Source organism: Allobosea sp. GW821-FHT03A12 (assembly GCF_058986765.1).
On the sequence record NZ_JBYSVZ010000002.1, the window covers coordinates 162,636 to 188,807 of the forward strand.

Genomic DNA, 26,172 nt, shown 5'->3' on the forward strand with positions numbered 1-26,172 from the left:
TGGCCTCTGCATTGGACCGTGGAGGACCGGGGCGCTTCAGCCGATTTTCGCGCGCGCGTCGGCTGTCGCCTTGAGCACGTCGAGCGTGATCACCTCGTCGAGCTTCGGCGGCGCCTTGGAGAACTGGCCGAGCTGGGCATAGAGATCGATCTGCTCCTGCCAGATCTTCGGGTCCATCGTACCCCAGCCCTCGGTCTTGGTGTTGCCGGTGAAGGCGTAGTCGAGCATCACATCGATGGCGACGCGCTCGTCCGCCTTGTTGAGATTGGGCATCTCCTTCAGCAGCAGATCGACCGCTGCGTCGCGGTTGGCATGGGCGTAAGCCCAGCCCTTCGCGGTGGCGCGCATGAATTTGGCGAGCAGGTCGCCCTTTTTCTGCAGCGTATCGACCGTCGCGTAATAAGGCAGCGCGTAGAGTTTCACGCCGGCGTCCCAGAGACGAAGATCGACCCGGTCGGCGCCGAGCGGCTTCATCGCGGTGGTATTGGTCAGCCAGCCGGTGACGACGTCGACCTGCCCCGTCAGCAGCGGGGTCATGTCGGCCCCGATCGGGACAATGGTGACATCCTTGTCGGCAATGTTGTTCTTCGCGAGCAGCGCGCGCAGCAGAATGACACCAGTCGACTGGATGCCGACCTTCTTGCCGACAAAATCGGCCGGCTTGGCGACCGGGTTCTTCTTCAGCGAGAAGAAGGCGTAAGGGTGGATCTGCGCGCCCGTGGCGAAACAGCGGATCGGCAGCCCCTGCGATGCCGCCAGCATCAGCGACGGACTCGACGAGACCTGCCCTGACTCGTAGCGACCGGAAGCGACGACGGCGACGCCGTCAATGCTCGGCCCGCCGGGCTGGATTTTCATCTCGATGCCTTCGGCGTCATAGTAGCCGAGCTGCTTGGCGCAGACCTCGCCGATCTGGTTGCCGCCTGCGATCCAGCCGAGCTGGAGGTTGACGACCGGCTTGCCTTGCGCGCCGGCCTCGAATGAGAGGAAGGCGCCCGCGCCGGCCATTCCCTGCAAGACACTCCGCCGATTGATCATGGTCTCGTCCCTCTGGATGCCGCGATCGTTGTCGCCACGGTTAAGACCGAGCTAATCACAGCGAGTGTGCTCCAAGAAGCGCAAAGAATCGCTTGGGGTGCCCTCAAAACGGCAACGCTCTGCGCGGCGTTGACAGCCTCCCCAGGTGATGCAGTCTCGGCAGAGGCGTCTCCTGCCGCGCCATCTGCGTGAGCCTCCCACCATGGCCCTTGTCCTGTCCCATGCCGTGATCGTGACGGTCGATGCCCGTGATCGCGTGTTGCGTGATCACGACCTGCGGATCGATGGAACGACGATTTCAGCGATTGGTCCGGGTGGCAGCCTGGCCCGGCCCGGCGACAGGGTGATCGACTGCGCGAACGGGCTCGTCATGCCCGGATTCGTCAACACCCACACCCATGCGACGCTCGGCCTGTTTCGCGGCCTTGCCGACGACAAGACGCGCGCCTTCTGGCCGGAAGGCGGCTACCGCGTGCCGGGGCAGGAGCGCTTTGGCGAAGACGATTATCGGCGTTCGCTGGCCGATGCCTGCGCCGAATTCCTGCTCAACGGCGTGACCTGCATCGCCGATCGCGTCGCGGCGATGGACGTGTACGCTCCGATCATCGAGGCGAGCGGCCTGCGCGCCAGCGTCGGCTCGACGCTGGTCGATCTCGCCGGCCCCGTGGACTGGGGACCGACCGAGCGCTTGATCGAGCGTTACGGCACGGATCCCGCGCGCTCGCGCATCGTCGCCGGGATCGCGCCGCATGCACTCGACACCTGCTCCGATGCGCTGCTGCGCGAATGCGGGGAGCGGGCCCGGCGGGTGGGTGCGCGCGTCTATCTTCATGTCGCGCAATGCCAGGCCGAGATCGACGCGATCCGTCGCCGCGGCCATGGCGGCGCTCTATCGTGCCTGCGCTGCGCGGGGCTGACCGGGCCTGACGTGATCGCCGCTCATGCCATCTATCTCGATCGCGACGAACAAGAGGGCTGGTGCCGCGACGGCACGGCGATCTGCCATTGCCCGGCGAGCAATCTGAAGATCGAGGCGCGAACCTTGCCGCTGAACCGATTCGCCGACGAAGTTCCGGTCGGACTCGGCACCGACTGGACGGCCGCGAACAACGGCATGGACATGTTCTGGGAGATGCGGTTGGCCGGGCTGGTCGGAAAGATGCAGGCCGATGATCCGACCGTCCTGCCGACGGCGCGGATGCTGCGGCTGGCGACGCTGGACGGCGCGCGCGTGCTCGGTATCGATCATCTTGTCGGTTCGGTCGAAGTCGGCAAACGCGCCGACCTCCTTGTCCTGGATCTGAACCAGCCGGAGATGCGGCCCCTGCACGATCCCACCTCCAACATCGTCCATTCGGCCAGCCCTCGCAGCGTTCGCGACGTCCTGGTCGACGGAGAGATTCGGGTGCGCAGCGGGAAGCTCGTCGTGCCGCCTGACGCTTGGGCGAGCTAGGCGTGGCCTGCCCGGTCGGCCGCCGCCGACCTGCCTTGGTGGTGGGGGGCTCCGGAGGACGCCGCTCAGGCCGGCCTGATGAAGCGCCCGCTGCCCGGCGCGGTCCACCTGCTCGACGTGCGTCTCGGCTGAGCCTGCCGGGGGAGGGCGCAACCCCGGCGCGAGGCTGCGGCAAGCCACGGGAGAGCCGTTGCGGGCGTGCCTCCCGGGCATACATGCCGCCTTTCCAAGCGGTGACCGTCAAATATCGCCGTAGTCGCCTGCGCTGATCATGCTCTTGAAGCGCAGGACGGCATGCGGGCTTTTCTCCGAATAGCCGACGACGTCGCAGCCCTTCCTGATCGGACCCGCGCCGCGCAGCGTGATCGTCGCATTGTCGCGCGAATAGCCGCCGGTCACGGCATAGGGGGCCGGCGGGCAGCCCTTCTTGAACGCGAACGCAGTCCCTTCGATCCTGCCGCCCTCGGTGAATTTCAGGCCGCGGAACAGGACGGTCCCGGAGCGGACGACATCGCGGACCGCAGGTTTCGGCTCGTCATAGGCGATCACGCCTTCATGGGGATAGACGCGCATGACGCTTCGGTTGTGATCGAACGCTGTGCCGTCATGCATGGCGTGATGGTCGATGACCTCGCCCTGGAGCGATGCAGCCGCCTGCACGACGCTCTGCGGCTTCGGCCCTTCGCGGCCCTGATCCCGGCCATCGGGATCGCCACCGGACACGGGGGCTGCGCGCGCCGCCGTGAAGAAGAAGATGCTCAATGCGAACAGGAAGAAAATGCTGACATAACGAATCAAGATAGGCCCCCAGCCAATCCAAGCTGGTCCCATCCTAGGAATGATCTCTCAAAACCGACCCAATCCGATCCGTAAAATTGTGCCGATTGCGGCTGTTTTGCGGCTGAAATGTGCCGTCGCCGATGAAGCCTCCTGGGCCGGAGGCCCGGAGCCTGCGCTACTTGCCCTGCGGCGCGAGCGCGACGGCCGCCTCGGAGGTCAGCATCCGGAAGGTGAAGCTTTCCTGCAGGTAGAGCTCGACCGTCGTCGCGCTGTGGCTGAGATAGCCGATCGAGATGTCCTGGCCGAGATCGAGTTCGAAATCGCCGCCACGGGTGGTGAGCACGAAGCCGCCCTCGATCGCCGGCGCCCAGATCACCCCGCCATCGACGATGCGCTCGAGATGGTGGAAGATCGGATAGCCTTCCTCATTGCCGCCGCTCGCCGCTAGATAGGCGTCGCCGCCCAGCACCAGCGCATAGGGGCCGTTGCAGCCGGCGAGCTTGAGGTCGTTGAGCGCCTTGGCGATCGCCTCCGGATAATCGTCGAGATCCTCCGGCAGCGGCACGGCGGCGTTGCTGCTGCCGGCGCGGATGCCGCCGATCCCGGCCGCGGCATAGCCCTCGAAGACTGCGCGGTCCTCGGCGAAGGCGAGGGTCTTGGCGGCGTCCTTCAGCGGCTGCCAGTCGGAATCGTCCGAGCCACGCTCGACATCGTCGATCGCCTCACGCGTCAGCGTGAAGGGAACGCGCAATTCGACCAGAGGCTGCGCTTCGCGCAGCAGGGAGCGGACGCCATCGGCCGGCGCCGTGATCGGCCGGGTATGGCCGGTGCCGACGGCGGCGAAGCCCACCCCCTTGGGCCCGTCGACATCGACGACCCGGCGCGCTGCCAGATAGCGCTTCAGGGTACGCGATGCCTCATCCTCGATCTGCGCCCAGGCGGCGTCGGAGATGGGAGCGAGTTCCCGGTGCAGATTATTCATGGTCTGCCTCTTTCTTCAGGGAGCCGATGCCGAGCGAGCCGTCGCCGGACGGTCGGGATGGGGGTGGCGCCGGCGCCGGTTCGGGCGCAGTGGCGGTGGGCTCGCCGGCGTCCGTTGCGGGTTTCTCCGCCACCACCGCGTCGAGGAACGTCGCCGTCGGCACGAAGAACAGCGAGCCGGTGACGGCGCGGCTGAAGTCGAGCAGCCGGTCATAGGTGCCCGGCGGCGATCCCACGAACATGTTCTCCAGCATGCGTTCGATCCGGCGCGGCGTGCGGGAGTAGCCGATGAAATAGGTGCCGAACTCGGCCGTTCCGACTTTGCCGAAGGGCATGTTGTCCCTGAGGATGTCGACCGGCTCGCCATCCTCAGTGATGCTGGTCAGGACATTGTGGGCATAGGGTTTCTTGATCGCGTCGGGCTGCTCGATGTCGGAGAGCTTGTGGCGGCCGACGATGTTCTCCTGTTCCTCGACAGGCACCTTGTCCCAGGCTGCGAGGTTGTGAAGATATTTCTGGACGATGACATAGCTGCCCCCGGCGAAGCAGGTGTCCTCGTCGCCGATGATGGCCGCCTTGACCGCATCCGGACCCGCCGGGTTCTCGGTGCCGTCGACGAAGCCGATCAGGTCGCGGTCGTCGAAATAGTTGAAGCCGTGGACCTCGTCGACGACGGTGACGGCACCACCCAGCCGGATCATGATCTGCCGCGCCAGCTCGAAGCACAGGTCCATCCGCTTGCTCGCGCGGATGTGGAACAGGATGTCGCCCGGCGTCGAGACGGCGTGATGCACGCCGCGGATCTCCTGGAAGGGATGCAGCTCCTTCGGCCGCGGCCCGTCGAAGAGGCGGTCCCAGGCCTGCGAGCCGATGGCCATCACGCAGGACAGATTGCCCTGGAGATCGCGGAAGCCGACGGCCCGCAGCAGCGACGACAGATCGGCGCACAGGCCGCGCACGGCCGTCTCGGCTGCGCCGCCGGGATTGATCGTCGCGACGAGGAAGATCGCGGAGCGCGTCAGCGCCGCCACGACCGGCTGCGAGCTGACGGATGGCACGCCCGAATCCATTGACGCTCCTGCCTGGTAGCCTTCGCTCGAAATTCCGTCGGCCACCCGGACCGTCATGCCGATGATGGCGCGATGCGGCGCCGGTTGGAAGAGCGTCGGCGACACGCCGCCCTCTCCGTTGGCAGAAGGGCTACGGGGCGCAGATCTGGGTTGGGACAGGATATGGTGCCTCTCTCCCCCGGAACGGGAGAGGGCTTTCGCGCCTGAAGCCGGGAGGTCACGGAGCTGTATTGGGCCAACCGATCGGGAGCCTAACGGAGCGGCCGCAGCCGGCAGGGGCTGCGGCCGGGATCGTCAGAGATCGACCGGCTTGCCCGAGTCTTCCTCTTCCAGCGTCACGGCAATGTCGGCATTGGCCGACAGCCGCACCTTGTCGCCTTCGACGCCAGCGACGAAGCCGAGCTCGATGAAGTGATGGTGCCCCTTGTGCTGGCCGTAGGCGTCGCTCTTCGTGAGCTTGATGCGCTCGCCCTCGACGCGATCGACCGTCCCGACATGGACGCCGTCGGCGCCGATGACTTCCATGCCTTCACTGACCTTGGCGTTCATGCTGAGCTCCTCCTGGGTGAGATCTGTCGGGTGTGGACATTACGGCGGTACGACGGCTGCCGTTTTGGGCGGGCAGGAGCCTAACGGCCGGCGCTCACGTCAGTTCCAGTTTCTCCTCGTCCGTCTTCCGCGTCTTGCCGTTGCAGATCAGGCTTCATGTCCGGCCCAGGAAGGCCGGCGCCAGATCTTGGGCGACCATGCTGCGGGCCGCCTGGTCGGTCTGCTCGCTGCCGACCTCGTTCATCTGCTTGGCCGCCTCGAACAGCAGCGCCTTGACGTCGTCGGACGACAGCACGCCTTTCTCCACCAGCTTGCGGACGAGGGCGCGCAGCACGAGCATGTCGATCTCGATCCGGCCCTGGCCGGGGAAGGGTTCCGTCATGGCGTCCTCCTGTGAGTCGTGCCTCCGAGGCCGTGTCTAAAACGAGGGATCTAGCTTCGACCTCCGCCGATCTGCTCGCGCAACTCGGTGAGCGCGCGCCGCAGCCCATGGACCTGGTCCATCAGATGCAGGATCACGTCGATCCCTTCGTCATTGGCTCCGATATCGTCCTTGAGCCCGCGGATGAGATGGGCGCGCGCGATGTCGATGTCATGGAAATGCAGCTCGCCTTCCGTCTCCTGCGGAATCAGCCAGCGCTGCTCCAGCCAGAACTCCAGCACCTGCACCTGCAGTCCGGACGAGGCCAGGAACTCCTGCTTGGTCATTCTCATGACGCTCTCCCCTCGCGCGGATCATAGTCCTTGGCCTTCCAGCCCGATATGAAGGCTTCGAGTTCGGGATCGGGCGACTTCGGCAGCACCACCTTGAGGACGACGAACTGGTCGCCCTGGCCGCCGCCGCGCCGTGGCGCACCCTTGCCGCGCAGGCGCAGCTTCGTCCCGGTGTTCGATCCCTTCGGCACCGACATGGTGACGTCGCCGGTCGGCGTCGGCACCCGTACCTGCCCGCCCAGCACCGCCTCGGTCAGCGAGATCGGCAATTCGAGCGTGATGTCGTCGCCCTCGCGGGCAAAGCGCCGGTCGGGCCTGACCTCGATCTCGATCAGCGCATCGCCCGGGCCGCCCGTGCCCGTTCCGGGCGCGCCCTTGCCCTTCAGCCTGAGCGTCTGGCCGTCGACGAGGCCGGGCGGGATCGTCACGTCGATCGTACCGCCATCGGGCAGGGTCAGGCGCTTGGTCGCGCCGGCGATCGAATCCGCGAAGTCGACCGCCAGATGATAGTGCAGATCCTGCCCGCGCCGGTTCGCCCGTGCCCTCTGGCTGCGCCGCAGGTATTCGGCGAGGGCATCGTCCTCGTCCATGAAGTCGGCGAAGCCGGACGCGTCGGCGTAAGGGTTGCCTTGATCCGACGAGGCGAAATCCCGGTAGTAATGGTGCTGCGGCCGCTCGGCGCCGGAGGCATCGATCTCGCCGGTATCGAAGCGCTTGCGCTTGTCGGCATCGCTGAGCAGGTCGTAGGCGCCGGCCACCTCCTTGAACTTCTCCTCCGCCGCCTTGTCGCCGGGGTTGAGATCGGGATGCAGCTTCTTCGCCAGCTTGCGATAGGCGCTCTGGATCTCGGCGGCGGAGGCCGCCGCGGCTACGCCGAGAACCTCGTAAGGATTTCTCACGGGCCACTCCGAAAGATGTCGTCGACCGCGCCTGGCGCGAAAGCCAATTCGTGCACCGACAGGCGCCCGAGCGCAAACCCCTCGGGGCGCGGCGCATCGATCTCGGCCGTGAGGGCGCCGAGATTCGGGGGCAGGGAGCTGGGCGACGAAGACGCTCAGCCCAGGACGCGAAAATCCGTCTCAGGCGAACTGGCTGATGTCGCGCCTGAGATAGGTGCCATGGCCTTTGCGGGCTTCGATCCGGCCGTCATGCGCGACGATCTGCCCGCGCACGAGGGTCGTCACGGGCCAGCCGGTGATCCTCATGCCTTCATAGGGCGTGTAGTCGGAGCCGTCGTTCACCATCGCATGCGTCAGCGTCTGCTCGACCTGCGGGTCCCAGATCGCGATGTCGGCATCGGCTCCCACCGCGATCGTGCCCTTGCGCTGGGAGAGTCCGTACATCTTCGCATGGTTGGTCGCGGTCAGCGCGACGAAGCGGTTGATATCGATCCGCCCCTTGATCACCCCTTCCGAAAACAGGATCGGCAGGCGCGCGCCGACGCCCGGAATGCCGTTCGGCACCCAGCGAAAGCTGGTCCGGCCCTTCGGCGCGAGCTTGCCCTGCGGGTCGTCGTAGCGGAACGGGCAATGGTCCGAGGAGAAGACCGAGAACACGCCCTGCTGCAGGCCTTCCCAGCAGGCCTGCTGGCTCGCGGCGTCGCGCGGCGGCGGCGAGCAGACATATTTGGCGCCCTCCATGTTGAGGCCGTCGAGATCATCAGCGGTCAGCGTCAGATATTGCGGGCAGGTCTCCGCGAAGATCTTGAGACCCTTCTGCTGGGCGCGCCGGATCTCCTCCATCGCCTCGCGATTGGAGACGTGCACCACCATCAGCGGCACATCCGACAATTCGGCCAGCGAGATCGCCCGATAAGTCGCCTCCCGCTCGGCGATGATCGGGCGCGAGGTGGCATGGAAGCGCGGCGCCGTGCTGCCGGCACGTTCGAGCTGGTCGGTCAGGTAGCGGATGACGTCGTAGTTCTCGGCATGGACCATGACGAGAGCACGCGTATCGCGCGCCACCGCCATCACCTCGAGCATCTGGAAGTCGCTCAGCGCCAGCCCCTCATAGGTCATGAAGACCTTGAAGGAGGTGTAGCCGTCGCGCACGAGCGCCGGCAGCTCCTGGCCCAGCACGCTCTCGGTCGGCTCGGAAATGATCAGGTGGAAAGCGACATCCGTGTAGCAGGCGCCTTCGGCCTTGGCGTGATAGGCCTTGACGCTTTCGCGCAGGGGAACGCCGCTCTCCTGCGTGCAGAAGGGCAGGATGGTGGTGTTGCCGCCGAGCGCCGCCGAGCGTGTCGCGCTCTCGAAATCGTCGGCCATGACGATGCCTTCGCCGGAGGGCTGCGAGACGTGCACATGGCTGTCGATCCCGCCGGGCAAGACCCATTTGCCGGTGGCATCGATGACATTGGCGGCGCTGCCGAGCTGCTCGCCGGGCGCGACGATGCGGCCGTCCCTGATGCCGATGTCGCAATGGAAGGTGTCCGATGCGGTCGAAATGCGCCCGCCGCGGATGATCGTGTCGAACTGGGTCATGCCGATCGGTTCCGCTTCCGGCTCTTGGTGGATGGGCCGAGCCTGCCGCTGGTGGCGAGCGCCTGCGCCATCGCCTCGCCGGTCAGGCGGTTGTGCTCTTCCAGGCGTTCGGCCAGATCGAGCCGGGTGCGGGCGCGCAGGGCGACCATGATGCCCTCATGCTCGGCATAGGAGGCGGCCAGCCGTTCGGAGAGCTCGTTGATGGTGAAGCGGTAGCGCCAGATCTTCTGCTGCACCGCCTCGTAGTTCTGCACGAGCACCGAGTTTCGCGTCGCCTGGGCCAGGCGCTGATGGAAGGCGTAGTTGAGGCGGGTATAATCGGCATGGTCCTGCCGGATCAGGGTCTCGCCGAGCTCGCGATGCAACCCTTCGAGCTCTGCAATGTCCGCATTGCTGGCGCGAGCCGGAACGAGCAGGCCGATCAGGCGCTCGAGCGCACCTTTGAACTCGACGAGGGGGGCGATCTCGGTCGGGTCGATCGGCGCGACCACCGCGCCCCGATTCGGGCGCAGGATCACGAAGCCTTCGGCGGCCATGACCTTGAGCGCCTCGCGCAGCGGCGTCCGGGACACGCCGAAGCGCTCGCTGAGCGCGACTTCGGGGATGCGGCTGCCTTCCGGAAGCTCGCCGTTGAGGAAGATCGCCCGCAACCGCACGATCAGGCGGTCGTGCAGGGTCGGGGGGGCCATGCTCGGCACGTCCTGCTCTTCCGGAAATGCCGAGAATGCCTGCACGGCCTGCCTCATGCTGACGCGGACAAAGGAGCGGGTCGGCAGGCGAACATCCGGCCGAACTTGCGCAAAGGAAGCATATCCACGCCGATCGCGTCGAGGCAGCCCCAGAGCGTGAAGGCGACGGAATCGAGGATCGGGATACCGAGTTCCTGTTCGAGCTCCGGCGCGATCAGCGGCCCGCGCATATTGGTGCAGACGATGGCGATGGCGTCGGGACGCGCGGCGGCGACCTCGCGGCACATCCTGGCGATGTCGGCTTCCGGAACCTCGGCGAAGGAGAAATTGTCCGTGCGGCCGCTATGCCTCTCGGCGACGGTCTCGATCCCGGCCGTGGCGTAATTGGCGATGATCCTACTCTGCACGTCCGGGGTATAGGGCGTCACGAGCCCGAGGCGCCGCACGCCCAGCGTCGCGAGCAGGCGGTTGAGCCCGAGGATCGCGCTGGTCGCGGGAACGCCGGTCCGCTCGGTGATCGCGGCGCAGAGCTTCTCGTCGCTGTCGAAGCCGAGCCAGCTCGCCGAGGTTCCGTTCCAGGCGATGACATCGGGGCGGGCATCGGCGAGCAGCTCGGCCGCCTGCAGGATCGGCTCCAGCGTGAACTGGCTGTTCGAGGCCTCGTCCAGCGCGATCTTGGTCACCCGGAAGCGGCTGAAATGGACGCTGACCCGCGGGAAAAGCGGCGCGGCGAGCGCGGCCGTATAGGGCTCCAGCACCGTGTTCGACGAGGGGGTGAGCATCCCGACCAGAATCGGCTTTTTGTCATATTGCATGCAGAAACTGCCTATTCACCGGATCGCCTCAAGCTCCAGGATGCGAGCTGGGCGTTTTTTATGCAGCGGGTTCTGCTGGTTTGGCAAGCCGCGTCTCGATTTCATTTTTTCGGTTGTGCGGTGGATTTTTCTCGATAACCTGATCGAAAGCGATGAAAATCAGAACTGCGCGATGCCTTTCAGCTCGCTCGGGTCAAGGAGGATTTTGCCTGGGAGACAGGTTTGCCGGGAATGAGGAGATTATCGGCAGCGCCTGCGTAAACTGTATTCATAATGCAAAAGGGGAAGGCACCATGAGAAGCATCATCGCGAGCGCGGTACTCGCCGCCGGCCTGGTAGTCGGTCTCTCGCCGGCTTCGGCGCAGACGCCGCTGCGGGTGGCCGGCAATTTTTCGCAGAACGTCAAGCAGGTCGACATCGAGCGGGCCTTCTTCGACGCGCTCGGCGCCAAGTCGGGCGTTCCGATCGCGATGAACTACAACCCGATGGACGTGGTCGGCGTGAAGGCGCCGGATGCGCTGCGCATGCTGCGCGGTGGCTCCTTCGACGTCATGTCCGTGCAGATCGGCATGGCTTCGCGCGACGATCCCTTCTTCGAGGGCGTCGACCTGATCGGCGTCGCCACCGACATGGCGGGCCAGCGCAAGGTCGTCGACGCCTACCGTGCGGCCTTCGACGAGCGCCTGCAGAAGCGCTTCAACGCCAAGGTCCTGGCGCTGTGGCCGTTCGGCCCGCAGGTCTTCTACTGCAACCACGACATCAAGAGCCTGAAGGACCTAAAGGGGCTGAAGGTCCGCTCCTTCACCCCGTCCATGTCGGCCATGCTGGAGCATTTCGGCGCGACGCCGGTCACGCTGCAGTTCTCCGAGGTCTATCCGGCCCTGCAGCGCGGCGTCGCCTCCTGCGGGGTGACGTCGCCGACCTCGGGCAATACCGGCAACTGGCCGGAGGTGACGACGCATCTGCTGCCGCTCTCAGTGTCCGGCTCGGTGCAGGGCCACTTCATCAATCTCGACACCTGGAAGAAGTTCTCGCCCGAGCAGCAGGCGAAGCTGATGGTCCAGTTCAAGGCGCTGGAGGACCAGCTCTGGGATCTCGCGATCACCGCCAATGACGACGCGACGGCCTGCAGCACCGGCCAGGCCGCTTGCAAGGCACACAAGAAGTTCACGATGAAGCTGGTCGAGATCAGCCCCGCCGACCGGCAGGCGATCAAGGAGGTCGCGGAGAAGGTCGTGCTGCCGATCTGGAAGAAAACCTGCAACGCCGTCGACGCCACCTGTTCGGCCAAGTGGAACGAGACGGCGGGCGCGGCAGCGGGCCTGACCATCCAGTAATCGACAGGGCCGTCCGATGGGGCGGCCCTTTTTCCAAGGGATTGGTCCATGACTCCGGAAAACCCGGTCGCGCGCGCTTTGCTGCCCGCCGCCAGATGGCTGGCGTTGCTCGCAGGCTATCTTCTTCTCGGGCTCGCTCTGCTCGTCACCGCCGAAATCCTGCTGCGGCGCTTCGTCAACGTGTCGCTGCAGGGTGGCGACGAATTCGGCGGCTATGTGCTGGCGATCCTGGCCGCCTTCGGCTTCTCCTATGCCCTGCTGGAACGGGCCCATACCCGCGTCGAGATCCTGATCGAGCGCGTCGGCCGCGGGCCGCAGGCGATCCTCAACCTGGTCTCGGCCTGGTGCATCGCGTTGATGGCCTGCTTCATGGCCTGGCGCTCCTATGCTGCGCTGAGCGAGAGCATCGAGTTCCAGGCGCTCTCCGGAACGCCGCTGATGACGCCGCTCTGGCAGCCGCAGCTGCTCTGGTTCGCCGGGCTGCTGTTCTTCGCGATCACCGCGACCGCGGTCGCGCTGCATGCGAGCTGGCTGATCGGGCAGGGGCGCAGCCGTCTCAACCGCTTCTACGGCGTCAAGACGCTGGAGGAGATCATCGAAGAAGAAACGGTGTCCTCCCTCGAGATGAAGGCGACCGGCCAATGATCGGTGTGACCGGCGCCGCCATCGGCTTCGTGATGATGCTCGGCCTGATGATGATCGGGCTGCCCGTGGCGGTCGCGCTCTTCCTGACCGCCTTCATCGGGGCCTGGGGCTTCCTGGGCTGGCCGACCCTGATGGGCTTCGGCAACCAGATGTGGAGCGGCCAGAACGACTTCATCCTGACCGCCATCCCGCTCTTCGTCTTCCTCGGCGAGATCCTGGTCCGCTCCGGCGTCGCCGACGGGCTCTATCGCTGCCTCTCGGACTGGCTGCGGCGCCTGCCGGGCGGGCTGCTGCATACCAATATCGGCGCAAGCGCGGTGTTCGCGGCGGTCTCCGGCTCGTCGGTCGCGACCGCGGCGACGATCGGCACCGTCGCGCTGCCGCTGCTGCGCGAGCGCCAGTACGACGACCGCATGACCACCGGCTCGATCGCCGCAGGCGCGACGCTCGGCATCCTGATCCCGCCCTCGATCAATATGATCATCTACGGGTCGATGACGAACACCTCGATCGGCCAGCTCTTCGCGGCGGGCATTGTGCCGGGCCTGCTCCTGACCGCGCTGTTCATGGCGCTGATCGTGGTGATGGCGATCCTCAAGCCCAGCGTCGCGGGACCGACCCTTCCGGCGAGGTCCACGGCGGAAAAGATCAAGAGCCTGCTCGACATCTTCCCGCCCTTCGTGATTTTCGTGATCGTGATGGGCTCGATCTATCTGGGCTGGGCGACGCCGACGGAATCGGCCGCGGTCGGCGTCGTCGGCGCGATCGGCGTGGCGATGGCGCGCAAGGGCTTCTCGCTCTCGCTGCTGCACGAGAGCATGATCGCGACGGTGCGCATCTCCTCGATGATCCTCCTGATCATGGTCGGCGCGCATTTCCTCAACTTCGTGATCGGCGTGCTCGGCATTCCGCAGGCGCTGACCGGCTTCGTCTCAAAGTTCGGCGCGACGCAGCTCGAGATCATCCTGGTGCTGGTGATCTTCTACCTGATCCTCGGCTGCTTCATGGAAACCCTGTCCATGATGATCGCGACCCTGCCCGTCGTCTTCCCGCTCGTCGTGCATCTTGGCATCGATCCGGTCTGGTTCGGGATCTTCCTGGTGCTGATGATGGAGATCGGCCTGATCACGCCGCCGATCGGGATGAACCTCTACGTCGTCCAGGGCGTGCGCAACCACGGCTCGATCATGGACGTGATCTACGGATCGCTGCCCTTCGTGCTGCTGATGCTGGCCTTCACGGCCCTGCTCGTGGCGTGGCCGCAGATGGCGCTGTGGTTGCCGCAGAAGCTGTTCTGAGCATGCTCGTCCTCGAAGCGGACCATGTCCTGCGCGACGCCGCCTCGCCCGTGATCGCGGGCGGGGCGGTGGCCGTGCGAGACGGCCTCATCGTCGCTTGTGGGCCGGCGGCCGATATCCACGCCGCCCATCCTGGCGCCGAGACCGTCTGCCTCGGCCATGCCTGCCTGATGCCCGGCTTGGTCAACGCGCATCAGCACGGGCGCGGCCTCAGCCAGATCCAGCTCGGCTTCCCCGACGACAGCCTGGAGCCCTGGATCGCCCGCCGGCGCGGGCGCGGCGTGCCGGATGTCCATGCCGTGACCCGGCTCGCCGCGCTCCAGATGATCGAGAACGGCGTCACGGCGACGCTGCACGCCAACTATTCCTATGGCTCGGGTGACTATGAGGCGGAGTTGCGCGCCTCGATCCGCGCCTATGACGAAGCCGGCCTGCGCGCCACGATCTGCGTCGGCTATGCCGACCGCGGCGGCCTCGTCTACCCGCCGGTGGACGAGACGACGTTCCTGTCTTCCCTGTCGCCCGAGGTGCGAGCCCTCATTGTGGCGGGCAAACCCGGCTATCTGCCGCTGGCCGGGACGATCGACCTGATGGCGCGGCTTCGCGCCGACTATGCCGGGCATCCGCGGCTCTCCTTCGCCTACGGGCCGGCCGGGCCGCAATGGGTGAGCGACGAAGCCTGGCGGGCGCTCGCGGCCGATGCGCGGGAGCATGGGCTCGGCCTGCATTTCCATCTGCTGGAATCGCCGGCGCAGGCCGCCTGTGCGCGCTCGCTCTATCCCGAAGGCGTGCTGGCGCGGCTGGAACGCCTCGGCGTCTTCGAGACCCGTGCAAGCGCCGCCCATTTTGTGCATGCGAGCGCGGGCGACATTGCCGAGGCGGCTCGGCTCGACCTCAGGATCGTCGTCAATCCCGGCTCCAATATGCGCCTCGGCAACGGCGCTCCGCCGGTCGCAGCGCTGATGGAGGCCGGCATCCGCTTCGGCCTCGGCACCGATAATTGCGCGCTTGACGACAATGAGGACTATCTGTCGGAGCTTAGGCTCGGGCGCCTGCTCGGACGCAGCGCCACGGCTGCCGCTGGCGATCAGCTCCGCACCTCCATCGCCGTCGCCACGGAATGGGGGGCGGAGGCCGCCTTCCTCGCTGACACTGGACGCATCCGCGACGGCTTCAAGGCCGATCTGGTCGCGATCGATCTGGCCGGCTCGGAAGGCGCCTATCTCGATCCGCAGATGCCGATGCTCGAAGCCATGCTGGCGCGGGCCACCGGCCGCGACATCGTCATGACCATGGTCGGCGGCCGCATCCTGCATCGGCGCGGCGCATCGGTGACGGCGGAAGCCGAGAGCATCCGCGCCGCGGCGAGCCGGACCGCTGCCGAGACGCGGCTCGATGCCGGAACGCGGCAGCTGGCGGGGGAACTCGCCGAGGCCTTGCGCCGCCATTACGCCGCCGTTGCCGCCGGCGGGACATGAACGGCTGAAGGCGGCGGGTCGCGGCGGAGCTGCCGCCGGCGCGTGACGTGTCAGGCGGGCTCGGGGTACCCCGAGCCCATCGCTTCCTCGTCCCATCTCTCGAGGATGTCGTAGCGCGCCGCATCGACGGGGGCGAAACGCTCGAGCAGGAGCCGGTCGAGGATCGGGCGGGCCACTGGGTCGTCGGCGCTCGCGAGCAGGGCGGTCCGCAAACGCTCCGCGGTGCCTGGATCGAGCAGGGGGGATCCAACCAGGAGCGGAAGCGGTGCCGGCTCGGTGCTGGCGACGGCGCGCAGGCCATGCGCCGGATCGTCCGGGTCCTGCAGCATCAGATCGAAAGCATAGGAATCGAGCGGGCCGACATCGATCTGTCCGGCGAGCAACGCCCTGACCACGCCGCGCGGCGTATGGAGCGGACCGATGCTCTCGCGATAGAGCTGTGGTCTCGCGGGCGTGCGCCAGCGCAGCAGATGATGGCGCAAGGCGTTGAAGCCGGACTGGCTCTCCTCGATCGTATAGCCGAGCCGGCCGCCGAAGCTGTCCTCCAGGCTGCTGATCGGTCCGTCGGCGCGGATGACGAGATTGCTCCAGTAGCGCGGCTGGCCGCCATAGCCGGCGGCTGCCGGCACCGGCGCTGCGAGCGGAACCGGCCTTGGATCTGCGCGCCGCCAGGGCCTGCCGCACATGAAGACGCAGCCGAGGTCGCCGCGTTGCCAGAGCTCGGCCATCGGCTTGGGGAAGCCGTGGTCGATGATCTCCAGATCGACGCCGCTCGCCTGCGACAGCCACCCGAAGAAGGCTGTCCAGGCTGCCGCCGCGTCGGCCGTGGCGGCATACATGCGGGCATTGGCGACGAGGCGCATCGGCTGCCGTCCGTCTCAGGCGTAGCGCAGGCGCTGGCCGATGCCGAGCCGGCGCGCCTTGCTCAGCATCGCGTGGCCGAGCGCGATGTCGGAGAGCGATAGGCCGCGATGCCAGAACAGGTTGGTCTCGTCGTCGCTCTGCCGGCCGGGCTTCAGGCCGGCGACGATCTGGCCCAGTTCGGCATGGAGCGTCTCCGCCGAGAGCTTGCCGGCTTCGACATGGGCGCGCAGGCTGCCGAACTTGCCGCCCTTGCACTGGCCCCAGTCGTCAACGACGAGCTTGTCCATGATGTCGGTCAGCGAAAGCTCGATCGCGCTCATCGTGCCATAGGGCACGACGAAGGCGCCCTTCTTGATCCAGCCCGTCTTCAGCATCGGCGTCGGCGCGTCGAGGCGCGAGGCCTCGACGACGATGTCGGCGCCCTCGACGCAGGACTGCCAGTCCTCGGTCGCCACGACCGGCTTGCCGAGGTCGCGGGCGAGCCGCTCGGCGAAGGCGTTGCGGCTCTCTGGGCGGCGCGAATGCACGCGGATCTCGTCGAAGTCGAAGAGGTGATTCAGCAGCCGCACATTCCAGTAGGCGGTGCCGCGCGCGCCGACATGGCCGAGGATCTTGGAGCCCTTCCGTGCGAGATACTTCGCGCCGATGGCGGTGACCGCCCCGGTACGCATGTCGGTGATGGCGCTGGCATCGAGGAAGGCTTTGGGCACGCCGGTGCGCGGATCGAACAGCAGCAGGCTCGCCAGCTCCGAGGGCAGGCCGTGCTTGTAGTTGTCGACGAAGTCGCCGACCACCTTCACGCCGGCGGAGTCGATCGGCTCCTTGAGCGCGCCGCGCAGCACGTTGAAATGCCCGTTGGCGACGCCGGGTTCGAGATGGACGCGCGGCTCGATCACACTCTCGCCGCGGCCTTGCGTCGCCAGGCTGGTCTCGATCGCCTCCAGGATCTCGCCATCGGTCATGGCGAGCTCCTCGACGTCGAGGCGGTTGAGATAATCCATGTAGATCGCCTTCATCATTCCCTCCGGGTCTGGTTTTCGGGGCGCAAGCCAGGCTTCGCCGCGCGGTGGCGCGGCGTCCTGCGCCGGTTCGGCTCGTCATCCTGCGGTGCGGCCGGGGAGGAGCGGCTGTCGGCGCTCCCATGGTCTCCGGCGTCCGCCTGCTTTCAGATCGTCACGACAGCGGCAGTCTCCTGAACACGCCCGGCCGGTCCGGGTCGTGGAATTTGTCGAACGGGCCATGCTCGACGAAATGGCGGTGGCAGAAGGCGAGTCTGTCCTTCGACAGCGTCACGCCGATGCCTGGGCCGGTCGGCACCGGCACGAGATTGCCGCGCGGACGCAAGGGGCCTTCCTCGATGACGTCGAAGGGCTGCATGTGGAACAGCGACTGCGAGGGCTCGCGGATATGATCATGCGCAGCCGCAAGATGCAGATAGACCGAGCTCGCAATGCCGGAATCCCCGGAATAGCACCAGAAATCCAGGCCCATCTGCTCACAGGCGGCGATGAACTTGAGTGCGCGGCCGATGCCGCCATGGACGTTGACGTCGGTGCAGAAGGCGTCGGGCACGCCGAGCGCGACGGCCCGGCGCAGGTCCGGCGTGTGCACCGAGAACGGGATGGCGGTGTGGCGGCGCAGCTTGGCCATGTCCTCGAAGGTCGCGACCGGATCCTCCCAGGCACGGATGCCGAGCGGCTCGATCGCCCGAGCGATGCGCGTCGCTGTCGCCAGCGAATAGGCCTTGTTGGAATCGACGCGCAGGACGGCGTCGTCGCCGAGCCGATCGCGCAGGAGCTCCAGCGTGCGGATCGAGGGCGCAGGGTCCGCGGTCGAGAGCTTGCCCTCGAACATCGTCGTGCCGAAGCGCTCCTTCTGGCGCAGGCAGTAGTCGAGCACGGCTTGCGGATCGCTCTCGCCGCCGACGCCGTCCTTCTGCTCGCGGAAGGAGAAATAGTCGGTGAAGGTCACGGCATCGCGCACGCGGCCGCCGAAGAGATCGTGGAGCGGGCGGCCGGCGGCCTTGCCGCGTAGGTCCCAGAGCGCCATCTCGATCGCGCCGAACGCGCGGATGCCGGCGAAGTCGACATCGGTATAGACGCCGCGCCAGGACGGCAGGCAGAGCCGTTCGCAGGCGGCGATGTCGAAAGCGTCCTGCCCAATCAGGCGCGGAGCGAAGCCATTGAGGATGGTGGCGGCGTTGGCCGGGGAGGGGCCCTCGCCGAGACCGACGAGTCCGTCCGAGGTCTCGACCTCGACGATGGTCTTGGAGAAGCCGGCGAGCGAGCCGTATGACCAGAGATAGGGCGCTTCCAGCGGGATGTTCACCGGGGTGGCGCGGATGGCGGCGATCTTCATGTGGCGGCGATCTCCTCGATCTGAGCCAGCAGCTCCGGATCGACTTCGACGCCATCGGCGCGAGCGGTCATGCGGGCCGAGAGCCGGCGGTCTCCGGGAAGGCGGGCGCCGTCCTGCGCCGCAATCGCGGCGAAAAGGTCTTCGATCCGCTCGGGGAAATCAGGTGCGAAGGCCGACGGGTCGAAGGCGATGATGCATTGGCCGACGCCGGGCGGTGGGCCGTCGGCGCGGGCATAGGGCGAGGCGTCCTTCGAGAAGGTCGCTCCCGCGAGGCCGGCGGCGAGGATCTCGACGATGAGCGCGAGCATGGCGCCCTTGGCTCCGCCGAACGGCGCCATCGAGCCGGCCAGAGCGGCCGCGGGATCGGTGGTCGGGCGGCCTTCCGCATCGAAGGCCCAGCCCTCCGGCAGCGGTCCGCCCTTTCTGGCGGCGGCGGTGAGCGTGACCTTGGCGACCTGCGTCGTGGCGAGATCGATCACCAGCGGGGGCTTGCCGGCGCGGGGCGCGGCGAAGGCCAGCGGATTGGTGCCGAAGAGCGGCTTGCGCCCGCCCCAGGGCGCCATGTTCGCCGGCGAATTGGTGAAGGCGAGGGCGATCAGCCCCTCTGCGGCGATATCCTCGACGGGGTGGCCGACGACGCCGATGGAATAGGAGCGGCGCATGGCCAGCGTCGCCGTGCCCGCCTCGCGGGCGGCCGCGACGAGGACGGGCCTGGCGCGGTCGAAGGCCGGATGGGCGAAGCCGTGGCCGGCATCGGCCAGAACGGTGCCGGCGCGCGGGCGCTCGACGCTAGGCTTGGCCCGGCCGTCGACCTTGCCGCTCCTCAGATGCGACAGATAGGTGCCGAGATAGCCGAGGCCGACGCTGCCGAGGCCGTCCTCCTCGGCACGGCGCACCGAGCGCGCCACCGAGGCAGCGGCCATGTCGCTGGCGCCGCAGGCCGCCAGCGTCCGCCGGGCCAGGGTTTCGATCTCGTCAAGGGATAGGATCGGCATCAGGCGGCCACCACGTCGTCGGTCAGCGGGAAATGACAGCGCACGCTCTGTCCCTCGCCGACGCTGCGCACTTGCGGAGCCTCTTGCGAGCAGCGCGCTGCCGCGCGCGGGCAGCGCGTGTGGAAGCGGCAGCCGCTGGGCAGGTTGATCGGGCTCGGAATCTCGCCGCGCAGCACGATCCGCTCCCGGCGCCTGGCCGGGTCGACCGCTGGGTTGGTCGAGAGGAGGGCTGCCGTATAGGGATGGGCGGGCCTGCGGAACAGGGCGGCCGTCGAGGCTTCCTCGACCACCTGGCCGAGATACATCACGACGCTGCGCGTGGTGATCCGCCGGATCACGTTGAGATTGTGGCTGACGATCAGATAGGTCAGCGTGAACTCGGCGTGCAAATCGAGCATCAGGTTGAGCAGTTCGCCCTGCACGGAGACGTCGAGGCCGGCCGTCGGCTCGTCGGCGACGATGATCTGGGACCGCAGGACGAGCGCGCGCAGGATGGCGACGCGGCGCGCCTGTCCGCCGGAGAGCTGGTGCGGGAACTTCTCCATGGCGTTGGCCGGCAGGCCGAGCCGCTTCAGCAGCACCTCGATGCGCGCGCGTCCGTCCTCCAGCGGGAGCTTGTGCACATGCAGCGGCTCCTCGACGAGCTTGCGCACCCGCATGCGCGGCGAGAGCGACGCCACCGCATCCTGCAGCAGCATCTGGACCTCGCGCCGGAAGCCGAGCCTGTCGCGGGCGAGACGGGCGCCGAGCGGTTCGCCGTCGACTGTCACGCTGCCGGAGGTCGGTTCGCCCAGCCCCATCAGCGTGCGGCACAGCGTGCTCTTGCCGGAGCCGGATTCGCCGACCAGCCCGACGATCTCGCCGCGGTGCAGGTGCAGGGAGACGCCGTCGAGGGCGCGTACCTTGCCGCCGAAGACGACGCTGACATCCTCCAGCGCGATCACGGGCGGGATGGCGGAGTTGTCCGCGGTCATGGCAGCACCTCGAGCGATCGCTTGCAGGCGGCCTTGCGGCCATCGCCGACCGGCAGCAGCGCCGGAGGGCCCTGCCGGCAGATCTCGGCCGCATGTGCGCAGCGGCTGGCGAAGATGCAGGCGTCCATTGTCCAGGTCGCGCTCGGGACTTCGCCCGGGATGGTCGCCAGCCGGCCTTCCTGGCCGTCCTCAATCTCGCAATCGAGCAGTGCGCGCGTATAGGGATGGCGCGGCCGGGCGAGCACTTCGGCGACCGGGCCGGTCTCGACGATGGCGCCGCCATACATCACGCAGAGATCGTCGCAGAGCTCGGCGACCAGGCCGAGATGGTGCGAGATGAAGACGATCGACCCCGAGAAGTCCTGGCGGAGCCGGTCGAGCAGCTCGACGATCTGCGCCTCCACGGTGGCGTCGAGCGCCGTGGTTGGCTCATCCGCCAGCAGGAGGTCGGGCTCGACCAGCAGTGCCAGGGCGATGACGATGCGCTGGCGCATGCCGCCCGAGAGCTGGTGCGGATAGGCACCCAGCCGCGCCGACGCGTCGGAGATGCCGACCTTGGTCAGCATGGCGAGGCTGCGCTCCCTGATCTCCTGCCGCGACAGCTGCGGGAAGCGCCGCCGCAGGATGTCGCGCAGATGGGTGCCGACGGTGAAGAGCGGGTTCAGCGCCGTCATCGGGTCCTGGAAGATCATCGCGATCTTCCGGCCGCGCCAGTCGTTCATCTGCGCGGGCAGCAGCTTGAGCAGGTCGGTGCCCTCGAACAGGATCTCGCCCTCGATCTTGTCGAGATTGTTGGGCAGGAGCCGCAGCAGGCAGGACACCAGCGTCGACTTGCCGGAGCCGGATTCGCCGACGACGCCGATGATGCGCCCGCGCGCGAAATCCAGGTCGATGCCGCGCAGGATATGGGCCGGGCCCTGGTCGGTCCTGGCGTCGAGCCTGAGGTTGCGGATCGCGACCATCGGATCGGAGTGAGCGGCCATCTCAATGTCCTCCCCGGTCGAGGCGAGGGTCGACGGCGTCGCGCAGCGCTTCCCCGAACAGGGTGAAGCCGAGCGTCGCGACGGCGAGCGCCGCGCTGGCGACGATCACCGGGATCTTCGAGTCCGAGAGATAGGCATAGCCGTCATAGATCAGCGTGCCCCAGCTCGCGAGCGGCGGGCGCACGCCGAGCCCGATGAAGGACAGCCCGGCCTCGATGGTGATGACGACAGGGATGTCGATGCTGGCCAGCACGACGAGCGGGCCGGCGATGTTGGGCAGCACATGCGACAGCACGATCCGCGTCGCGGAGGTACCGAGCAGGCGTTCGGCCTCCATGAAGGGCGCATTGCGCAGGGTCAGCATCTGGGCGCGGGCGACGCGGCCGAAATGCGGCACCAGCGTCACCGCGACGATCGCGGTCACCAGCGCCGTGGACGGGCCGAACACCGCCACCACCGCCAGCGCCAGGACGAGGCTCGGGAAGGAGGAGATGATGTCGAAGACGATCAGGATCACCCGCTCCCAGCGCGTGCTGAGCGTCGCCGCCAGGATGCCGAGCAGCGTCCCCAGCACCAGGGCGGAGGTGATCGCGATCAGCGCGACCAGCATCGCCACCTGCGCCCCGAAGACGAGGCGGCTGTAGAGGTCGCGTCCGAGATGGTCGGTGCCCAGCCAATGGGCTGCCGACGGGCCGGAGAAGCGGTTGAGGATGTCGAGCGCGTCGGGATCATGCGTCACGATCAGTGGCGCGAGGATGGCGGCGCCGATGACCACGACGATGATGACGGTGCCGACGGCACCACCCAGCGTCGAGATGATGCGGCCGAAGGTGCGCCTGATGGCGATGAGGCTGGTCATCGGGAGCCCTGCCGCCGGATGCGCGGGTCGATCGCCGCGTAGCTGATGTCGACGAGCAGGTTCGTCAGCACGAAGATAAGCACCACGACGAGCACCGCCCCCTGGAGCACGGGGAAATTGCGGGTCGAGATCGCGTCGAACATCAGCCGGCCGAGGCCGGGACGGGCGAAGACAATCTCGATGAGCACGGCGCCGCCGAGCAGCCGCCCGACGCCCATGCCGAGCACGGCCAGCGTCGGGATGCAGGCGTTCTTCAGCGCGTATTTGTAGGTGACGAGCCGGCTCGGCAGGCCATAGGCGCGCGAGAGCCGGATGAAGTTCTCGCCCATGGTTTCCAGCATGGAGCTGCGCACCAGCCGGGCGATGAAGCCGATCCAGCCGACGCTGAGCGCGATCGTCGGCAGGATCAGGCGCTTGGCCTGGTCGAGCCAGCTGCTCGCCTCGCCGGCGCCGAGCACCGGCAGCCAGTTCAGCCAGATCGCGAAGATCAGCAGCAGGAAGATCGCGATCACGAAGGCCGGGATCGCGATGAAGGCGACGCTGACGAAGGCGAAGACATGGTCCAGCACCGAGCCGCGATGCGTCGCGGCATAGCAGCCGAGCGGCACGCCGATGGCGACGGCGAGGCCGATCGCCGTGAAGGTGAGGATGAAGGTGTAGGGCAGCACGTCGGCGATGACCCGCGTCACCGGCCGCCCCGACAGCACGTCGGTCCCGAGATTGCCGAGCAGGATGTTGCCGAGGAAGGTGAAGAGGCGCTGGTACCAGGGTTGGTCCAGCCCCATCTCCGCGATGAAACGCTTGGCATATTCCGGCGTCGCGGCAGGCCCGAGTAGGGCGGTCGCCGGATCGCCGGGGACGAGCGCTGACAGGGCGAAGAGCAGGAGCATCGCTCCGAGCACGATCATGGCCGTGGTCGCCAGCCGAATGGCGACGTAGTGAGCCGTTTCACTCATCCGGGGCAACTCCCGTTCGACGCTGCCGCTCAGGCGCGGGCGAACTGATCGAGCTGCCAGTCGAGCGCGCCGGGCAGGAAGGCGGGCTTGACCGTGCTGCGCCGCACGACATAGGCGACGTCGTTGGTCAGCCAGATGAAGGCAGCCGACTTGTCCATCTCCTGCTGGGCCTTGACGACGATCTCGGCGCGCTTGGCCGGGTCGGTCTCGACGATCGCGGCCTGTGCGAGCTTGTCGTATTCGGGGCTGTCGAAGCGCTGCCAGTTCCAGATGCCGATCTGGCTCGTGGTGAACCATTGCATCAGGAAGCTCGGGTCGAGCTTGCCGTTGAAGCGCAGCATGAACATGTCGAGGTCCTTGCCCGCGTCGCCCTTGCCCGCGTCCCAATAGGTGCCGCCTTCGCGGACGTCGACATCGGCGGTGATGCCGACCTCGCGGAGCAGGGCCTGCGCGACCAGGGCCATGGTCTGGAAGGCCGGCTGGTTCAGGACGGTGATGCGGGTCTTGATCGCGGTCTGCCCAGCCTCGGCCAGGAGCCGCTTGGCCTCGGCGACGTTGCGCTTGTAGACCGGCGCCTCCTTCCACTGCCCCAGGATCGGCGCCATGATCAACGTGTTGAGGCGCGGGGCCTTGCCGTTGAAGCCGGCGAGCAGCATCTGGTCGACATCGAGCGCGAGCCGCACGGCCTGACGCACGCGGACGTCGGTGAACGGCGCCTTTTGCATGTTGATGCCGAGCCAGATGAAGGCGAGGCCCGGCTGGCTCTCGACGCTGAGGCCGGAGGCGCCGCGCATCGGCTCGGCGATGGCCGGCGGCAGCACGGCGAAGTCGAGCTCGCCGGAGCGCAGCGCCAGCTCCGCGGTCTTGGGATCCTGGATGAAGTTGACCTTGACCTCGTCGAAGGCCGGCTGCGGGCCCTTGTAGTCGGGGTTGCGCCGGAGCACCGCCCCGCGCTGCTTCTCGACCGAGACGACCTGGTAGGCGCCGGAGCCGACCGGCTTGGTGTTGTGCTCGGCGCCGCGCGCAGTGAGCGCCTTCTTCGAGACGATGCAGCCGGAGCAGTCGCCGATGGCGATGGCCATCAGGCCGGCATTCGGCTGGCTGAGCTTGATGCGGCCGGTATAGGTGCCGGTGACCTCGACCTCCGTCAGCCCTGTCCAGTCGGCCTTGTAGGGCGAGACCTTGCCGTCGACGGGCGCGACCGCGAAGCGCTCATAGGAGAACTTGACGTCCTCTGCGGTCATCTCGCCGAAGCCGTCGGTGAACATCTGGCCCGGCTTGAGGGTGAACTCGATCAGAGTCGGGCTGACCTGCTTCAGCTCGGAGGCGGCATCGAGCTCGAGACCGGAGCCGTCCAGCTTCAGGGCCGCCAGCCGCTGGAACACGCAGCGGATGACGTTGGCATCGTGCGGGCCGCCGCGGAAGGCCGGATCGAGCGCGGTGATGTCGCGCTCGATGCGCACGGAGATGCTGGTCTTCTGCTGGGCGAAAGCCGGGGCGCGCGCACCCGAGGCGAGAGAGAGCGCCGCTGCCGATGCACCGACGAACGCACGGCGGGACAAGGAATGAGCCATGATGATCCCCTGATTTTTGCGTTGAGATGCGGGTCGTTGCCCGATCCGTCGAGCCGATCCTTTCCCAATTTGGAAGGGCCGTAAAGTCGGGCGGTTCGATTTGCATATGCAATAGAAAATCCGTCCGGCAGATCGATTGAACGTGAACTTTCTTTCGCCAAATCGAGCGAAAAAGAGATTGTCGTTACAATCGTAATCATAGAGCTCTCTTGCGAAGCTTTAGGTGACGATTCGCCGCAACTGTAGCGTAGCGAAACGGGGCGGCCGCAGGCATTCAGGCGGCATGCCTTCGCCGGAGTCCGCCATGCGCCTCGATGCCACGCCTGCTGCCTCGCGCTTCGAGTCTCGCCGACGCAGGATCGAGTGGCCGACGATTCTGCTCGCCGCGGTGATCTATGGCGGCTGGTTCGCGACGACCTATTTCCACGCCAGCCTGCCCATCTGGCTGGTCGTGGCGGCCGGTGCCTGGCTCGTGGCCTGGCACAGCTCGCTGCAGCACGAGATCCTGCACGGCCACCCGACGCGGTCTCGCCGCGTCAACCGCGCTCTCGCTTGCCTGCCGCTGTCGCTCTGGCTGCCCTATGAGAGCTATCGCGTCCTGCATCTGCGCCATCATCATGATGAGCGGCTGACGGATCCGCTCGACGATCCGGAATCGCGCTATCTCTCCGCCGCGGACTGGGACGGGCTCGGCCCCCTCGGCCGCACTCTGCTGCGGGCGCAGAAGACGCTGCTGGGGCGCCTGGTGATCGGGCCGTTCTGGGCGATCGGGCGTTTTCTCGCCGACGAAGCCCGGGCGGTCAGGCGCGGCGACAGGACGGCCCGGCGCGCCTGGGCCGAGCATCTGCCGATGCTGCTGCTCGTGCTGGCGTGGCTCGTCCTCGTCTGCGAGATGAGCCTGCCCTTCTACCTGCTGGCGATCGTCTATCCGGCGACGGCGCTGATGCTGCTGCGCTCCTTCGCCGAGCACAAGGCGGCCGAGGGCGTGCTGGAGCGCACCGCCATCGTCGAGAACGCGCCGATCCTCGGCCTGCTCTATCTCTACAACAACCTGCACGCCGTGCACCACGAACGCCCGGTCATGCCCTGGTACGAGATCCCGCGCTGGTACCGGGCCAATCGCGACCGGCTCGTCCGCGAGAATGGCGGCATGGTCTATGACGGCTATCGCGACGTGGCGCGCCGTTTCCTGCTGCGCGAGCACGACGCGGTCGCCCATCCCTTCGGGGTAACCGCCTCGCCGGGCGAGGCGGCCCCGCGGCGGACGGAGGCGGCGTAA

Annotated in this window: 26 protein-coding genes; 6 read left to right on the forward strand and 20 right to left on the reverse strand. The window is 67.3% G+C overall.

From position 1 onward, the window contains the following. Window positions 1-36: 36 nt before the first annotated feature. Window positions 37-1,038, reverse strand: coding sequence for an ABC transporter substrate-binding protein (locus AC3WLC_RS07345; protein ID WP_493683279.1), 1,002 nt, complete (start codon window positions 1,036-1,038; stop codon window positions 37-39). Between the two features lie 202 nt (window positions 1,039-1,240). Here AC3WLC_RS07345 and AC3WLC_RS07350 point away from each other — a divergent pair, with 202 nt between their 5' ends. Then, window positions 1,241-2,491, forward strand: coding sequence for an amidohydrolase family protein (locus AC3WLC_RS07350; RefSeq protein ID WP_493683280.1), 1,251 nt, complete (start codon window positions 1,241-1,243; stop codon window positions 2,489-2,491). Between the two features lie 240 nt (window positions 2,492-2,731). On the opposite strand, the gene AC3WLC_RS07355 is transcribed toward AC3WLC_RS07350, so the two are convergent. From AC3WLC_RS07355 to AC3WLC_RS07400, 10 genes are all read right to left on the reverse strand, one after another. After that, a complete protein-coding gene (locus AC3WLC_RS07355) occupies window positions 2,732-3,289 on the reverse strand; it encodes a hypothetical protein (RefSeq protein ID WP_493683281.1) in 558 nt (185 codons plus the stop codon). 157 nt (window positions 3,290-3,446) lie between these two features. Beyond that, window positions 3,447-4,253 carry a family 1 encapsulin nanocompartment shell protein gene (locus tag AC3WLC_RS07360; RefSeq protein WP_493683282.1) on the reverse strand — a complete coding sequence of 269 codons (807 nt, stop codon included), beginning with the start codon at window positions 4,251-4,253 and terminating at the stop codon, window positions 3,447-3,449. Then, entirely contained in the window at window positions 4,246-5,322 is a 1,077-nt protein-coding gene (locus AC3WLC_RS07365) for a Dyp-type peroxidase (protein ID WP_493683364.1), read from the reverse strand. The genes AC3WLC_RS07360 and AC3WLC_RS07365 overlap by 8 nt, the downstream gene beginning before the upstream one ends. Window positions 5,323-5,616: 294 nt before the next feature. Further along, window positions 5,617-5,871 carry a DUF2171 domain-containing protein gene (locus AC3WLC_RS07370; RefSeq protein ID WP_493683283.1) on the reverse strand — a complete coding sequence of 85 codons (255 nt, stop codon included), beginning with the start codon at window positions 5,869-5,871 and terminating at the stop codon, window positions 5,617-5,619. A gap of 154 nt (window positions 5,872-6,025) precedes the next feature. Further along, window positions 6,026-6,253, reverse strand: a complete 228-nt coding sequence (locus AC3WLC_RS07375; protein WP_346363628.1) for a hypothetical protein — start codon at window positions 6,251-6,253, stop codon at window positions 6,026-6,028. A gap of 50 nt (window positions 6,254-6,303) precedes the next feature. Continuing rightward, window positions 6,304-6,579, reverse strand: coding sequence for a chaperone modulator CbpM (locus AC3WLC_RS07380; protein ID WP_377006253.1), 276 nt, complete (start codon window positions 6,577-6,579; stop codon window positions 6,304-6,306). A gap of 2 nt (window positions 6,580-6,581) precedes the next feature. Beyond that, window positions 6,582-7,484, reverse strand: a complete 903-nt coding sequence (locus tag AC3WLC_RS07385; RefSeq protein WP_493683284.1) for a DnaJ C-terminal domain-containing protein — start codon at window positions 7,482-7,484, stop codon at window positions 6,582-6,584. Between the two features lie 180 nt (window positions 7,485-7,664). After that, a complete protein-coding gene (hydA, locus tag AC3WLC_RS07390; protein ID WP_493683285.1) occupies window positions 7,665-9,068 on the reverse strand; it encodes a dihydropyrimidinase in 1,404 nt (467 codons plus the stop codon). Further along, window positions 9,065-9,757, reverse strand: coding sequence for a GntR family transcriptional regulator (locus tag AC3WLC_RS07395; RefSeq protein WP_493683286.1), 693 nt, complete (start codon window positions 9,755-9,757; stop codon window positions 9,065-9,067). The genes hydA and AC3WLC_RS07395 overlap by 4 nt, the downstream gene beginning before the upstream one ends. 53 nt (window positions 9,758-9,810) lie before the next feature. Next, window positions 9,811-10,572, reverse strand: a complete 762-nt coding sequence (locus AC3WLC_RS07400) for a maleate cis-trans isomerase family protein (protein WP_493683287.1) — start codon at window positions 10,570-10,572, stop codon at window positions 9,811-9,813. 293 nt (window positions 10,573-10,865) lie between these two features. Here AC3WLC_RS07400 and AC3WLC_RS07405 point away from each other — a divergent pair, with 293 nt between their 5' ends. From AC3WLC_RS07405 to AC3WLC_RS07420, 4 genes are read left to right on the forward strand one after another with little or no spacing between them, the layout of a single operon-like run. Continuing rightward, on the forward strand, window positions 10,866-11,909 hold the full coding sequence (locus tag AC3WLC_RS07405) for a TRAP transporter substrate-binding protein (RefSeq protein WP_493683288.1): 1,044 nt from the start codon (window positions 10,866-10,868) through the stop codon (window positions 11,907-11,909). 48 nt (window positions 11,910-11,957) lie between these two features. Beyond that, complete coding sequence (locus tag AC3WLC_RS07410) at window positions 11,958-12,554, forward strand: TRAP transporter small permease subunit (protein ID WP_493683289.1); 597 nt, start codon at window positions 11,958-11,960, stop codon at window positions 12,552-12,554. Continuing rightward, entirely contained in the window at window positions 12,551-13,852 is a 1,302-nt protein-coding gene (locus tag AC3WLC_RS07415; RefSeq protein WP_493683290.1) for a TRAP transporter large permease, read from the forward strand. Before AC3WLC_RS07410 ends, AC3WLC_RS07415 begins: the two co-directional genes overlap by 4 nt. 2 nt (window positions 13,853-13,854) lie before the next feature. Then, window positions 13,855-15,330, forward strand: a complete 1,476-nt coding sequence (locus AC3WLC_RS07420; RefSeq protein WP_493683291.1) for an amidohydrolase family protein — start codon at window positions 13,855-13,857, stop codon at window positions 15,328-15,330. A gap of 50 nt (window positions 15,331-15,380) precedes the next feature. Here AC3WLC_RS07420 and AC3WLC_RS07425 read toward each other — a convergent pair whose 3' ends face one another. The 9 genes from AC3WLC_RS07425 to AC3WLC_RS07465 all read right to left on the reverse strand — a co-directional run bounded on the left by AC3WLC_RS07425 (window position 15,381) and on the right by AC3WLC_RS07465 (window position 24,893). Continuing rightward, a complete protein-coding gene (locus AC3WLC_RS07425) occupies window positions 15,381-16,193 on the reverse strand; it encodes a phosphate/phosphite/phosphonate ABC transporter substrate-binding protein (protein WP_493683292.1) in 813 nt (270 codons plus the stop codon). Between the two features lie 15 nt (window positions 16,194-16,208). Further along, window positions 16,209-17,210: an ornithine cyclodeaminase family protein gene (locus AC3WLC_RS07430; protein ID WP_493683293.1), complete on the reverse strand. Its 1,002-nt coding sequence runs from the start codon at window positions 17,208-17,210 to the stop codon at window positions 16,209-16,211. Between the two features lie 157 nt (window positions 17,211-17,367). Beyond that, complete coding sequence (locus AC3WLC_RS07435) at window positions 17,368-18,552, reverse strand: mandelate racemase/muconate lactonizing enzyme family protein (protein ID WP_493683294.1); 1,185 nt, start codon at window positions 18,550-18,552, stop codon at window positions 17,368-17,370. After that, window positions 18,549-19,547, reverse strand: a complete 999-nt coding sequence (locus AC3WLC_RS07440; RefSeq protein ID WP_493683295.1) for an Ldh family oxidoreductase — start codon at window positions 19,545-19,547, stop codon at window positions 18,549-18,551. Before AC3WLC_RS07440 ends, AC3WLC_RS07435 begins: the two co-directional genes overlap by 4 nt. After that, window positions 19,547-20,521 (reverse strand): oligopeptide/dipeptide ABC transporter ATP-binding protein, encoded by a 975-nt coding sequence (locus tag AC3WLC_RS07445; RefSeq protein WP_493683296.1) that lies wholly within the window; start codon window positions 20,519-20,521, stop codon window positions 19,547-19,549. The genes AC3WLC_RS07440 and AC3WLC_RS07445 overlap by 1 nt, the downstream gene beginning before the upstream one ends. Further along, the gene (locus AC3WLC_RS07450; RefSeq protein ID WP_493683297.1) at window positions 20,518-21,504 is read right to left on the reverse strand and encodes an ABC transporter ATP-binding protein; all 987 of its coding nucleotides are present in this window, start codon (window positions 21,502-21,504) and stop codon (window positions 20,518-20,520) included. The genes AC3WLC_RS07445 and AC3WLC_RS07450 overlap by 4 nt, the downstream gene beginning before the upstream one ends. Window position 21,505: 1 nt before the next feature. Further along, entirely contained in the window at window positions 21,506-22,363 is an 858-nt protein-coding gene (locus tag AC3WLC_RS07455; protein ID WP_493683298.1) for an ABC transporter permease, read from the reverse strand. Beyond that, entirely contained in the window at window positions 22,360-23,319 is a 960-nt protein-coding gene (locus tag AC3WLC_RS07460) for an ABC transporter permease (protein WP_493683299.1), read from the reverse strand. The genes AC3WLC_RS07455 and AC3WLC_RS07460 overlap by 4 nt, the downstream gene beginning before the upstream one ends. 29 nt (window positions 23,320-23,348) lie before the next feature. Further along, window positions 23,349-24,893, reverse strand: coding sequence for an ABC transporter substrate-binding protein (locus AC3WLC_RS07465; RefSeq protein WP_493683300.1), 1,545 nt, complete (start codon window positions 24,891-24,893; stop codon window positions 23,349-23,351). A 304-nt stretch (window positions 24,894-25,197) separates the two neighbouring features. Between AC3WLC_RS07465 and AC3WLC_RS07470 the strand changes: the two genes are divergently transcribed. Beyond that, window positions 25,198-26,172, forward strand: a complete 975-nt coding sequence (locus AC3WLC_RS07470) for a fatty acid desaturase (RefSeq protein WP_493683301.1) — start codon at window positions 25,198-25,200, stop codon at window positions 26,170-26,172.